The 12,379-nt window shown below is 67.4% G+C and carries 13 protein-coding genes; 6 read left to right on the forward strand and 7 right to left on the reverse strand.

Annotated elements, in window-relative coordinates; genetic code table 11:
- Window positions 1–46: 46 nt before the first annotated feature.
- On the forward strand, window positions 47–1,303 hold the full coding sequence (locus AU175_RS10625; protein ID WP_066288406.1) for a D-arabinono-1,4-lactone oxidase: 1,257 nt from the start codon (window positions 47–49) through the stop codon (window positions 1,301–1,303).
- Between the two features lie 127 nt (window positions 1,304–1,430).
- Window positions 1,431–1,769 (forward strand): hypothetical protein, encoded by a 339-nt coding sequence (locus tag AU175_RS10630; RefSeq protein ID WP_066288411.1) that lies wholly within the window; start codon window positions 1,431–1,433, stop codon window positions 1,767–1,769.
- 17 nt (window positions 1,770–1,786) lie between these two features.
- On the opposite strand, the gene AU175_RS10635 is transcribed toward AU175_RS10630, so the two are convergent.
- Window positions 1,787–2,332 (reverse strand): MarR family winged helix-turn-helix transcriptional regulator, encoded by a 546-nt coding sequence (locus AU175_RS10635; RefSeq protein ID WP_066288413.1) that lies wholly within the window; start codon window positions 2,330–2,332, stop codon window positions 1,787–1,789.
- Between the two features lie 165 nt (window positions 2,333–2,497).
- A complete protein-coding gene (locus AU175_RS10640) occupies window positions 2,498–3,322 on the reverse strand; it encodes a LysR family substrate-binding domain-containing protein (protein ID WP_442855294.1) in 825 nt (274 codons plus the stop codon).
- On the opposite strand from AU175_RS10640, the gene AU175_RS10645 reads away from it, so the two are divergent.
- The 3 genes from AU175_RS10645 to AU175_RS10655 all read left to right on the forward strand — a co-directional run bounded on the left by AU175_RS10645 (window position 3,285) and on the right by AU175_RS10655 (window position 5,947).
- A complete protein-coding gene (locus AU175_RS10645; protein WP_066288419.1) occupies window positions 3,285–3,689 on the forward strand; it encodes a DUF5997 family protein in 405 nt (134 codons plus the stop codon). The genes AU175_RS10640 and AU175_RS10645 overlap by 38 nt on opposite strands.
- A 202-nt stretch (window positions 3,690–3,891) precedes the next feature.
- The gene (locus AU175_RS10650) at window positions 3,892–5,112 is read left to right on the forward strand and encodes an NRAMP family divalent metal transporter (RefSeq protein ID WP_066288421.1); all 1,221 of its coding nucleotides are present in this window, start codon (window positions 3,892–3,894) and stop codon (window positions 5,110–5,112) included.
- Window positions 5,113–5,122: 10 nt separating this feature from the next.
- Entirely contained in the window at window positions 5,123–5,947 is an 825-nt protein-coding gene (locus AU175_RS10655; protein WP_066288424.1) for a putative hydro-lyase, read from the forward strand.
- 123 nt (window positions 5,948–6,070) lie between these two features.
- Here AU175_RS10655 and AU175_RS10660 read toward each other — a convergent pair whose 3' ends face one another.
- From AU175_RS10660 to AU175_RS10680, 5 genes are all read right to left on the reverse strand, one after another.
- Window positions 6,071–6,760 carry a GntR family transcriptional regulator gene (locus AU175_RS10660; protein ID WP_066288427.1) on the reverse strand — a complete coding sequence of 230 codons (690 nt, stop codon included), beginning with the start codon at window positions 6,758–6,760 and terminating at the stop codon, window positions 6,071–6,073.
- A 167-nt stretch (window positions 6,761–6,927) separates the two neighbouring features.
- Window positions 6,928–8,685 carry an acetyl/propionyl/methylcrotonyl-CoA carboxylase subunit alpha gene (locus tag AU175_RS10665; RefSeq protein ID WP_066288429.1) on the reverse strand — a complete coding sequence of 586 codons (1,758 nt, stop codon included), beginning with the start codon at window positions 8,683–8,685 and terminating at the stop codon, window positions 6,928–6,930.
- Window positions 8,682–10,337, reverse strand: a complete 1,656-nt coding sequence (locus AU175_RS10670; RefSeq protein ID WP_066288431.1) for a carboxyltransferase domain-containing protein — start codon at window positions 10,335–10,337, stop codon at window positions 8,682–8,684. The genes AU175_RS10665 and AU175_RS10670 overlap by 4 nt, the downstream gene beginning before the upstream one ends.
- Window positions 10,334–11,092, reverse strand: a complete 759-nt coding sequence (locus AU175_RS10675; RefSeq protein WP_066288433.1) for a LamB/YcsF family protein — start codon at window positions 11,090–11,092, stop codon at window positions 10,334–10,336. The genes AU175_RS10670 and AU175_RS10675 overlap by 4 nt, the downstream gene beginning before the upstream one ends.
- A gap of 154 nt (window positions 11,093–11,246) precedes the next feature.
- A complete protein-coding gene (locus AU175_RS10680; protein ID WP_066288435.1) occupies window positions 11,247–11,627 on the reverse strand; it encodes a VOC family protein in 381 nt (126 codons plus the stop codon).
- Between the two features lie 101 nt (window positions 11,628–11,728).
- Between AU175_RS10680 and AU175_RS10685 the strand changes: the two genes are divergently transcribed.
- Window positions 11,729–12,376, forward strand: coding sequence for a hypothetical protein (locus AU175_RS10685; RefSeq protein WP_231938522.1), 648 nt, complete (start codon window positions 11,729–11,731; stop codon window positions 12,374–12,376).
- Window positions 12,377–12,379: the final 3 nt, after the last annotated feature.

A 12,379-nucleotide genomic window follows, 5' to 3' on the forward strand; every position in this document is an offset into this window, starting at 1 on the left:
GCGCAAAGTAGCGTGGAAGCCACACCCTCCACCGGAAAGCGATCCAATGAAGAACTGGGCAGGAAACCTCGCATACTCCTCCACCGAAGTCCACCGCCCGGACTCGGTGGACGGGCTGGCCGAGGTGGTGGCCGGCGCCAGCCGGGTGAAGGCACTCGGCTCGAGGCACTCGTTCAACCGCGTGGGCGATACTGACGGCGTGCACATCCTGCTGGACGCCCTGCCCCAGGAGATCGAGCTTGATGTGGCACGCCAGACTGTCCGGGTCAGCGGCGGCGTCAGCTACGGCGCCCTGTGCCGCACGCTGGAAAAGTCCGGCGTCTCCATTCACAACCTCGCCTCGCTCCCGCACATCTCGGTGGCAGGCGCCATCCAGACCGGGACGCACGGCTCGGGTGTGGACAACCCCTCCCTGGCCGGCGCCGTCGAACGCATCGACCTGGTCCGGGCCTCCGGCGAGCAGGTGTCCCTGTCCCGCGAAGACGGCGACGGGTTCCTCGGCAGCGTGGTGGGCCTCGGGGCCCTGGGCATCGTCACCGGCCTGGAACTGTCCGTCAGGCCTAGCTTCCGGATGCGCCAGCGGGTCCTGGAAAACCTGCCGTGGGAGCGTGCCCTGGCCGACTTTCCGGCTCTGGTATCCAGCGCCTACAGCGTCAGCCTCTTCACCGACTACGCCGGCGACGCCATCAGCCAGGTGTGGCTCAAGGCTCTCGACTCGGACCCGGCCCTGACCGAACTGTTCGGCGCCACCCCGGCCCTTGGGGCCCGGCACCCCCTGCCCGGGATGTCCGGCGAAAACTGCACGGTGCAGCTGGACGAACCAGGCCCGTGGCTGGACCGGCTGCCGCATTTCCGCCACGAGTTCACGCCCAGCAACGGTGAGGAACTCCAAAGCGAGTACATCATGCCGCTGGAGCATGGACCCGCCGCCATCCAGGCCGTCCGCAGCCTCGCGGACAAGCTGGCCCCGCTGCTGTTCGTCTCCGAGATCCGCACCGGAGCAGCGGACGAATTCTGGCTCAGCCCGTTCCACCGGCAGCAAAGCGTGGCCCTGCACTTCACCTGGAAGCCGTTGCAGGCCGAGGTGGAGGCAGTGCTCCCCGAACTGGAGGAGTTGCTCCGCCCGTTCGGCGCCCGGCCGCACTGGGGCAAGCTGTTCACGCCTGCCGGCTACGACTGGGAGGCGCTGTATCCGCGCTTCGCCGACTTCCGGGTCCTGGCGGCGGAACACGATCCGGAAGGCAAGTTCCGCAACAGCCTGCTGGACAGCATCCTCGGAGCACCTGCGGCCAGCCTGCGCTAACCCACCCCTTCCATTGGAGTTTTTGTCCAGATCTGGCGACTTGAGCAGCCTTTAGGGCGCCGTATCTGGACAAAAACTCCAAGGTCCGGTGGAGCAGAGCGGTTTTCAAACCCCTTAGGCTGGAATCATGAAACGTTGCCTTGCCGCCCTGTCCGCCGTCCCCTTCATGCTCGTCCTTGCCGGCTGCGGATCCGTGCAGGAGGCCGCCGAAACGGCTGCGAGCGACGCCGCCTCCAAAGTTGCCACCGCCGCTGCCGACGAGGTCACCAAGCAGGTTTGCGCCGTGGTCCAGGATGGGCTGGTCAGCGTGGAGGACAAAGCCGTGCTTGGCGGACTGGTGGCCGCCGCGGAGACCGCCGGCGTCCCCTCCGACATCACGACGCCGTTGGGCCAGATCGCCGATGCCGGGGACCAGGTGCCGGCTGAGTCAGTCTCTGCCCTGAAAGAAGCCTGCCCCGCCAGCTAACGGTCATACGGTCCAGGTCATCCGCGCCGGTGGTCGACGTGCCCTTCATCCAGCCCGTGCAGCTTGCCGCCCTGGCCACCCGCGCTGCGCCCGCGCCGGTCCTCCGGATCAGGGAAGGGTACGACGGCGGAGTCCTGGTCCGGGCTCGGCAGGGAACCCACCAGCTTGGCAAGTTCCTCACGTAGGACGGTCCAGCTGATGGCCGGATCCTGGGGATAGGCGCGGGTCTCCGCCTGGGCTGCTGCAGCCAGGGCGGCGGCACCGGCCTCCGTGAGTTCCACCTTGAACTGCCTGCGGTCACCCGTCTGCCTCGTCCGCGTAATGTGGCCCGTTCCTTCCAGTCGCAGCAGAACCCGTCCCAGGGTCTGGCTTTGCACGTGCACGGCAGCCGCCAGCTGTTCCTGGTTCAGGGGTCCGGCAGCAAGCGCCTCGAGGGCTATGACGGCGGCGCGGGTCAGGCCAAGCGGCGCGAGGGCATCGTCCTGGCGCCGCTGGACCATCCGCGCAGCGAGCGTTAGCAGGCGGTAACTGTTCCGGGCATCTGGATCAACGTTGCTGGTCATCGGCCGCGGCCTCCTGTGGATGGCGGATCGGGCGTGGTGGCACCTCTTCTGGTGCATCACTTCCGCCTACACAATAAGCATGCTTACCATGCATATTGCAAGTATGCTTACTATCCGCTGACCCTTACCGGGGGTCTGCCATCAGTCTCACGGGGCCGGAAGCGCCTAGCGCTTGCCCTTCTTCCGGGAACCCTTGCCCCGGCCTTTATCAGGATTGGGTGCGTACCGTTGGGCCACTTTGGGCTTTTTGACCGCCGGGCCCCGCCGGTCGGGCTTCGGTTCCTTCCTGGGCTTCTCCTGCTGCGCCGAAGGCTGCCTGGAGCTCTGCGCTGTCCGGCCGCGGACAATGCCGATGAACTCCTCGATGACCTCGTCCGTGGAGCCTGTTGGCCAGGCCAGCGCGATCTCCGTGACCGGCGCACCCGTCAGGCGCCGGGCAACAGTGTCCTTGACGTTGAAATGGCGCGCCACGGACATCGGGAGGATGATCAGGCCCGCTCCGGACGCCACCACCTGCAGGGCCGGCTCCGGTCCGCCGAGTGCGGCGACGTCCAGGAACGACTCTTCGGCCAGGTCCGCCAGCGCCACTTCCTCAAACACGGAGATCTCATGTCCCTTGGGAGCCACCACCACGGGCTGCTCCTCATACAGGGGGATCACACTGAGGCCTTCACGCTCCACAGGGAGCCGGACGAAGCTGAGGTCCGCGGAACCGTCACGCAGCACCTCCAGCTGGGCGCCGTCGTCGGACATAAAGGTCTGCAGTGGGATATCCAGCACCCGCTCTTCCCAGCGGCGGACCCACTTGCCCGGCGTCACGCCGGCCACGTAGGCGAAACGCAGCACCCGCGCCGCCTCCTCCTCCGAAGCTTCGGAGGGGCTGGGGTTCTGCGGGGAATCATTGTCAGCGGGCACGTCTTCACAGTACCGCCCGCCCGGATACCCTTGAAGCATGACCTCTGCAAACTCCCAGTCCATGAAGCCGGCCACCGTTGCCAAAAAGCTTGGCATCTACCTGCCCGCAACACCGCAGGAGTTCCAGGATTCAACCATCACGCGCGCCGATTTCGCCGAGCTCCAGGCCAACCCGCCCGAATGGCTCGCGGAACTCCGGCGCAACGGCCCGCACCCGCGGCCCGTGGTTGCCCAGAAGCTGAACGTCTCCATCAGCGGCCTGGCCCGCGGCGGCGTGGAGGAAGCGCTGACGACGGCGGAAATCACCGCGCTCCTGCAGGCTCCCCCCGCGTGGCTGGTCACCGAGCGCTCCACCCACGCGGCTGTCCGCGCCGAGGCCCAGCGGGTCAAGGACGAGGCCGCCAAGAAGGACGCCAAAAAGGCCCGCGCCAAGGCTGAATAGCTCCGGCGCCCTGCAAACCCTGGCTTGTTCGCGGATCCGAACCTTAACGGTCTGGATCCGCAAACAACCCTCTGAAGGCCAAAGCGGAGCCAGTCACCAAAATAATTGTTGAACAATCTCTTGCGCAGATTGTTCAACAGTCTGTAGTGTTGCCTGTACATCCCATCTGTGACTCCGGTCACCCGCACCTTTGGACGGACCCGTGGAAAGCACCGCAACCATCAAGACACGCACAACAAAAGCAGGCCGGCGCTCGGCCCTCCTGGGCGCCATGTTCCTCATGGCGACCAGCGCAATCGGTCCGGGCTTCATCACCCAGACAGCTGCGTTCACAGTCCAGCTGGGGGCGGCCTTCGCCTTCGCCATCCTCGTCTCGATCCTCGTGGACATCGCAGTGCAGACCAACGTCTGGCGCGTCATCGGCGTCTCCGGCATGCGGGCCCAGGAACTCGGCAACAAGGTCCTCCCCGGGATCGGCTGGTTCCTCGCCGGGCTGGTGTTCCTGGGCGGCCTGGTCTTCAACATCGGCAACATCGCCGGCACCGGGCTGGGCACGAACGCCATGATGGGGCTGGATCCCAAACTGGGCGGCGCGATCTCCGCCGTCATCGCCATCCTGATCTTCCTCAGCAAGCGCGCCGGCGTGGCCCTGGACAAGATCGTGGTGATCCTGGGAGCGGTGATGATCCTCATGACGCTCTACGTGGCCATCGTCTCCGCCCCTCCCCTCGGTGAAGCGCTCAAGAACACCGTGATGCCGGAAAAGGTGGACTTCCTGGTGATTACCACCCTTATCGGCGGCACCATCGGCGGCTACATCACCTACGCCGGAGCCCACCGCCTGCTCGATTCGGGCGCCACCGGCGTGGAACACGTCAAGGAGATCACCCAGAGCTCCATCGTGGGAATCCTCGTCACCTGCGTCATGCGCGTCCTGCTGTTCCTGGCCATTTTCGGAGTGGTTGCAGGCGGCGTGGCCCTGGCCAACAACAACCTCGCTGCTTCCGCCTTCGAAGCCGCTGCCGGCCAGGTGGGCCTGCGCATGTTCGGCGTGATCTTGTGGGCCGCCTCGGTCACCTCGGTGATCGGCGCCGCCTACACCTCCGTTTCCTTCATCACCAACTCCTCCACGAAGGAACGCACCCGCAACCTCATCACCGTTGGTTTCATTGCCTTCTGCGCCGTGGCATACCTCTTGATCGGCCAGGCGCCGCAGCAGCTCCTCATCTTCGCCGGTGCCTTCAACGGCCTCATCCTCCCCGTGGGCTTCGCCCTCCTGCTGTGGGTCGCATGGCGCAGGCGCGACCTGATGCAGGGCTACGTCTACCCGAAGTGGCTGCTCATCATCGGTGTCCTCGCGTGGCTGCTCACGCTGTTCCTCGGCTGGAACTCCCTGGCCGGCCTCGCCAGGCTGTGGGCATAGGAGGCACCCGGTGAGTGAATCGACCATCTCTCCTGCCGCCGTCGTACTTCCTGAAAACCCGGCAGCGCTCCTGCCGTCCGAGGCCCGGGCACTCTTCCGCTCCGGGCTTGTCAGCCCCACCTCAGGGTGGAGCGCCGGCTACGCCCAGGCGAACCTGATCATCGTGCCCAAAGCCCAGGCGTTCGACGTGCTGCTGTTCGCGCAGCGCAACCCGAAGCCGTGCCCCATCCTGGGAGTGCTCGACGCGGGAGAAACCACCGGCGCACTGCTCGCCGGCGGCGATGTGCGCACCGATGTTGCCCGGTACGCCGTCTACGTCGACGGTGTGAAGGCCGACGAGCCCACCGACATCTCGGCCTACTGGCGCGATGACCTGGTGACCTTCATTGTTGGCTGCAGCTTCACGTTTGAGGCCGCCCTCCAGGAGAACGGCATCCGGGTCGCGCACATCGACCAGGGCGTCAACGTGCCCATGTACCGGACCAGCGTCCGCTGCGAACCGGCCGGTTCCCTGGCGGGACCGCTGGTGGTTTCGATGCGCCCGGTACCGGCGTCGCAGGTTGCCGACGCCGTCAGGATCACCTCGCGCTATCCGGCAGTCCACGGCGCTCCGGTACATGTGGGCAACCCCGCCGAACTGGGCATCGCAGACCTCGCCCGTCCGGACTTCGGCGACGCGGTGGACATTCCCGCCAACCACGTTCCCGTGTTCTGGGCATGCGGGGTGACACCCCAGGCAGCCGTGATGGAATCCCGTCCTGCCCTGGCCATCGGACATGCCCCCGGGCACATGCTCATCACCGACGCCAGGGACAGCAGCTACCTGGTGCCCTAGCATCCACTGCTTGCCCGCTGGCTGGAAGAACGCCACGGCTCCGTTTGCGGAGCCGTGGCGTTCCCTTTGTCCCGGGGGCGCTCAGGAACGGCGCTCGGGACCGGCTGGTCAGGACTTTATTGGTCAGGACCGGTTGGCGCCCATGTGCGCGAGCAGCTCATGTTCGGCGGTGTCCAGGTAACGCCGAAGCTCGGCGGCCGCTTCTTCCCGCCTGCCGGACCGGATCTGCGCCACCAGGGCAGCATTGCGCTCGACGTAGTGGCTGTGGAAGTCCGGGGTAGTGGCCATGGCATGGAACACCAGTCGCATCTCGGCCAGGACCTTTTCCATGAGCTCGTCCACGGAGGCGCTGCCGGACAGTGCCACCAGGGCCTTGTGGAGCTCCTGGTTGGCATCGGCCATGCCTGCGATTGAGCCGGCAGCCAATGCCTCCCGTGCCCGGGCGATGATCGCGTCGAGGCGCTCCAGGGCTTCGTCCGTGATGTCCCCCCACAGGACGGCCGCGGGCTCAATCAGCCGCCGCACCCGGTAGATTTCATGCACGTCCTCGACGCCGGGCGCTGCCACATAGACGCCCCGGTTCGGGATCCGCTGCACAACGGACTCCCCCGCCAGCACGGTGAACGCTTCCCGGAGGGTATTGCGCGAAACGCCCAGGGCCGCCGAGAGCTTCTGCTCCGACAGTTTGGTGCCCGGCGGAAGCTGCCCGGCTGAGATGCGGGCGCGAAGAACCGCCGCAACCCACGCCCCGGTGTGGGCGTGGGTTGCGTGGCCGCCGTCGGCGATCCCTTGGAGTGCAGTGTTCATGGGCATAAACCCAATCTACCTAAGCGGGACGGCGGTCACCGCCACGGCGCCACCGGGCTGGTCATCCGCCAGCCATTCGGGATGATTCCCTCCGGAGTTTTTGTCCAGATAAAGCGCCTTCGCCCGTGGCAAAAGCGCTTTACCTGGACAAAAACTCCCTTGGTGGGCGGCTGTCAGGCGATCGTCAGCAGCACATCGCCGCGCCCGACGGCGGTACCGGGCTCCTGCGGGCCCCTCGCCGCGGTCCCGGACCGGTGGGCGGCGACAATGGTCTCCATCTTCATGGCCTCCAGCACCGCGACGGGCTGCCCGGCCTCGACCGTGTCGCCGGACTCCACCAGCCACTTCACGAGCGAGCCGGCCATCGGCGAAGCGAGGCTGCCGTCGTCGTCCGTCCGGGCGGTTCCGGAGGCAGCCTGCCGGCCAGCACCCGCAGGGGCCCCGGAACCGCCTCCGCCGCTGAGGAGTGCCTCGTACAGTTTGGCCGGCAGTCCCAGCTGAACGGCCTTGCCGTCCAGCTCCACCGTAATGGTGCTTCGCGCCGCATCCGGCGCGCTCCGGGCTATCTCCGGCGAGGCGGCGAGGGTCTCGGCGAACTCGTTCTCGATCCACGTGGTGTGGACGCCCAGCCGGTCTTCGGCGAGGAAGTCGGGGTGCCGCACCACGGCCCGGTGGAACGGCAGCACCGTGGGCAGCCCCTTGATCTGCATCTCGTCCAGGGCCGCCCGCGCCCGGCGCAGCGCCTGCGGGCGGTCCTCCCCATGCACAATGAGCTTGGCGAGGAGCGAATCGTAGTGGCCGGAGACCACCGATCCTGACCGGACCCCGCTGTCCACCCGGATGCCGGGGCCGGTCGGCGGCTCGAAGGCCTCCACGGTGCCGGGTCCGGGCAGGAAGCCGCGTGCCGGGTCCTCCGCGTTGAGCCTGAATTCAAGGGCGTGCCCGCGTGGTTCCGGATCCTCGGTCAAGGTCAGGGTTGCGCCGGCTGCAATCCTGAACTGTTCGCGGACCAGGTCCACCCCGGACGTTTCCTCAGTTACTGGGTGCTCCACCTGCAGGCGCGTATTCACCTCAAGGAAGGAGATGATGCCGTCCTTGCCCACCAGGTACTCCACTGTTCCCGCGCCGTGGTAATCGGCTTCCCGGCAGATTGCCTTGGCGGAGGCGTGGATCTGCGCGCGCTGTCCCGGCGTGAGGAAGGGGGCCGGGGCCTCCTCCACGAGTTTCTGGTTGCGGCGCTGCAGGGAGCAGTCGCGCGTCCCCAGCACCACCACGTTGCCGTGGGTGTCGGCCAGGACCTGGGCTTCCACATGGCGGGGCTGGTCCAGGAAGCGCTCCACAAAGCACTCTCCGCGGCCGAACGCCGCGGTGGATTCGCGGACCGCCGATTCGAAAGCGTCTTCAATGTCCTCCAGGCGCCGGGCTACCTTCAGCCCGCGCCCGCCGCCCCCGAACGCGGCCTTGATCGCTACCGGGAGTCCGTAGTCCTGGGCGAAGGCCAGCACCTCATCGGCGTTGGCCACCGGACCGTCGCTGCCCGGAACGAGCGGGGCACCTGCCCGGACGGCGATTTCACGGGCTGTCACCTTGTTGCCCAGGTCGCGGATGGACTGCGGGGTGGGGCCGATCCACGTCAGCCCGGCGTCCATAACTGCCTGGGCGAAGTCGGCGTTCTCGGACAGGAAGCCGTATCCGGGGTGCACCGCGTCGGCGCCGGCACGGACGGCCACGGCGATCAGTTTGGCCATGTCCAGGTAGGTCTCGGCCCCCGAGGACCCGTCCAGTGCAAACGCTTCATCCGCCAGCCGCACGTGGAGCGCATCGGCGTCGGGGTCCGAATACACGGCCACGGACTGCAGCCCGGAGTCGGAGCAGGCGCGGGCAATGCGGACGGCGATTTCGCCGCGGTTGGCGATCAGGACCTTTTTCATGACGGGATTCCTTCGGAAATTGCGCCGCTCACGGCTGGTTCAAGGGGTTCAAGGGGTTCAAGGGTGGTGGCATCCACGAGTGTGAATCGGACCCGGCAGCCGGGCGGCAGCTGAGCCGCGATTGGAAGATCTTCGGGGACGACGACGGCGATCACCGGGTAACCGCCGGTTACCGGATGGTCGGCGAGGAACAGCACCGGATGTCCGCTCGGCGGAACCTGCAGCGCCCCTGCCACTGCCCCCTCGCTGGCGAGCTCACCCTCGCGGCTGCGCTCAAGGGCGACTCCTTCGCCGGCATCGGGAACCAGGCGCACGCCGATCCTGTTCGACTGTTCCGTGACGCTCCACTCCTGCCCGCTGAGGGACTGCACAGCCGCTCCGGTGAACCAGTCATCCCGCGGGCCCAGCGTGACCCTCAGTTCGGCCGTTCCCGGACCCAGCCGCAGGGTGGAGGGTTCGGGATGGCCCACCGGCCGCACGCCGTCGACTTTTGCCACCGGCAGCCGGGTTCCCGCCGCCAGCGGCGGAGGCCCAACACCGGACATCGTGTCACTGGACCTGCTGCCCAGCACCGGGTGAACGTTAAAACCGCCGCGCGCTGCCAGGTAGCTGCGCAGGCCCAGCGAGGGGGCGCCCAGGGTGAGGCTTTCGCCGTCGAGCAGGGCAAAGGGAGCACCGACCGGGGGTCGGCGCAGCACGCCCCCGCCAGCCGAGCTGATCTCCAGCGGAACAGCGGCGCCTGCCACCGCCAGCACCTGGTCGCCCCGCGCCCGGACGGCGAGGCCGCCCAGGAGGTTCTCGACGACGGCGGCGCCGGGTCCATTTCCCACCAGCCTGTTCGCCTGGCGGGCTGACTGCTGGTCCGCCGCCCCGGCCGCGGAAACACCAAGATCGCCGAGCCCGGGGCGGCCGAGGTCCTGCAGGAGCGACTGCAGTCCGGGAGACTCCACTTCCAACCCGGAAACTAAAGCGTCCTGCGGGCCACCTGCAGGCGTCTGCGCATGGACGCCCGGTGGTGTTGGGCCTACCGATGCCTCCTCCACGGCGACATAGCGTACCCGGTCACCGGGCCGGATGAGGGCAGGCTGCTCCCGTTCCAGGTCCCACATCACTGCCGCCGTGCGGCCAATCAGCTGCCAGCCGCCGGGCGATTGCCGCGGATACACGGCTGAGAACGCACCACCCAGCGCAACGGCGCCGGCCGGGACGGCCGTCCGCGGGGAGGTCCGGCGGGGAACGGTCAGGCTGTTGTCCTCACCCACCAGGTAGGCGAAGCCAGGGGCAAAGCCGCCGAAGGCAGCCGTCCAGGCCTGGCCTGTGTGGGCGGCAATGACACCGTCGGCGCCCAGCCCGGTCAGCCGTCCCACCTCGGCGAGGTCCTCGCCGTCGTACACCACTTCGATGGTGACCTCGCGCCCGCCGGCCTGCCGGCGGACCTCCAGCTGGAAATGTTCGACGGCGGCGCGCGCCGCGAGCGCATGGGGATGCGTCGCGAACTTCACCAGCACGGTGGACGCGGCAGCGACCGCATCCTGCTGCCCCGCAAACGGTTCGCTCTGCACACGGTCATGGAAGGCCAGCACGGAGGCGAGGTCGGTCAGTTCCACCAGCAACGCCCGCGGCCCGGACCAGCGGATTCCCGTGATGCTCATGCGAAACTCCGCACCATGACGCCGGCGGCTTCCAGCCCGGCCCGCACGGCTCCGGCCATGGCTACGGCGCCCGGCGTGTCGCCGTGGACGCAGATGCTGTCAGCGCGGACATCCAGGATGGAACCATCCCGGGCTACGATCTTGCCTTCCGTTGCGAGCAGCACCATGTTCCTGGCCACCGCCTCGTTGTCGTGCAGCACCGCGCCCTCTTCCCGGCGCGACACCAGCGTGCCGTCGCGGTTGTAGGCGCGGTCGGCAAAGGCTTCGGCAACGGCGCGCAGGCCACGGGACTCGGCCATGCGCAGGGCCACGGCGCCAGGAAGAAGGAGCAACGGCAGTCCGGGGTTGAACGTGTGCACGGCGTCCACTACTGCCTGAGCATGCACTTCGTGGTGGACGATCGTGTTGTACAGGGCACCGTGCGGCTTGACGTACTTAATCTCCGAGCCTGCGGCCTGGGCAAGGGCCTGCAGTGCTCCGAGCTGGTAGAGCACGTCATCGGCGAGCTCCGTTGCGGAGCAGTCCAGGAACCGCCGGCCGAATCCGGCCAGGTCCCGGTATCCCACATGGGCGCCGATGGTCACCCCTGCGGCCACTGCGTCCCGGCAGGTCCGGGAGATGGTGCTGGGATCACCGGCGTGGAAACCGCAGGCAACATTGGCGCTGGATACGTGAGCGAACACGGCGGCGTCATCGCCGAAGGTCCAGCTGCCGAAAGATTCTCCGACGTCGCTGTTCAGATCGATGAATGGCATTTGTGACCCTCGTCTCAGGTTGGTAGTCCACCTATCATGCCTGATTTACGAGGATTGTTCAACAATCTTTGCTGCGGAGTCCTGTGCTTATTGGCGGATCCTTACCTTCACGGTCCGGATCCGCGGACAAGCTTCTGATTGCCTGGAGGGAAGGTCAGTCCTGGTGCAGCTGCACGAAGTTGCCGCAGCCGTCGTCGAACACCGCACTGATCCCGGAGGGGTCCTCGGACGGCTCGCCCTGGAACGTGACGCCTGCCTCCACCAGCCGGTTGTACTCCGCCTGAACGTCCGGAACGCCGAAGACAATGGCCGGGAGCCCGGCGTCGTGCAGGGCGTTCATGTAGTTTGCCCCGATCGGGTTGTCGCTGGGCTCAAGCAGGAGTCCCACGGACCCGGCGTCCGCTCCCGGATCCTTGACGATGAACAGGTTGTATTCCGGCATCGCCATCAGGGTCTCAAAACCCAGGATCTCCGTGTAGAACGTGTGGGCGACGGCTGGGTCCTTGACATGGATACTGCACATTTTGAGTCGCATGGGTCCTACGCTACGCGGTGCCGTCGCCGGAACGCAGCTTCGGTGTGGGGTTTCCCGGGCCCCGCGTCCTGCCATTGACCCCGGCGGCTGGAGGGGTTGCAATGGAAGTAGCAGCCCGGAGTCCTGGGCCGGGCCTGACGCTGGGAGGTACCGCGGTGACCGCCTTGATGGAATCCGTCCTTTCGGGAACATGGCAGCTGATGTTCTGGGGAGCCGTGCTGGCCTGCGCGGTGGCGGCCACGGTTTTCGCCGTGCGCCAGCACTCTGCGCCGGAGCCTGCAGGCGGCGCGTCCGACACCCTGTTTTGGGACGTATTCATGGGCTCCGCCGTCGCCCTTCCCGCGATCCTTATTCCCACGCTGGCCTCGCCGTGGGCGGGGGTGGTCCTTGCAATGGTGGGCGGGACAGCGGGGGTGGCCGCCTACCGGGGCCATCCACGGATCGTGGCGTGGCAATCAGTCCGGCGGCAGCGTCGGCAGGAGCAACCCCTTTACACGGCGGCGCAGGCTGAACACTCCACGCTGCTGGCCCGGTGGAGCCGCTACGAACTGGACCCGGCGTACTGCATCGATTTTCCAGCAATGACCGACGTCCGGCAGCCCGAAACCGCGGCAGTGATCAGGGCGATGCGGGAGGCCGAGCAGCTCCGGGCCGCGCCCCACCAGGGATACGCCCCCGCCGTCGCGCGCCTCCGCCTGGCCCTGACGGAAGCCGAAAAAGCGGCCGGAATTCCAGCCGCCACAGAATGATTG

The sequence above is a fragment of the Arthrobacter sp. B6 genome, from assembly GCF_001663775.1.
GTDB lineage: Bacteria > Actinomycetota > Actinomycetes > Actinomycetales > Micrococcaceae > Arthrobacter.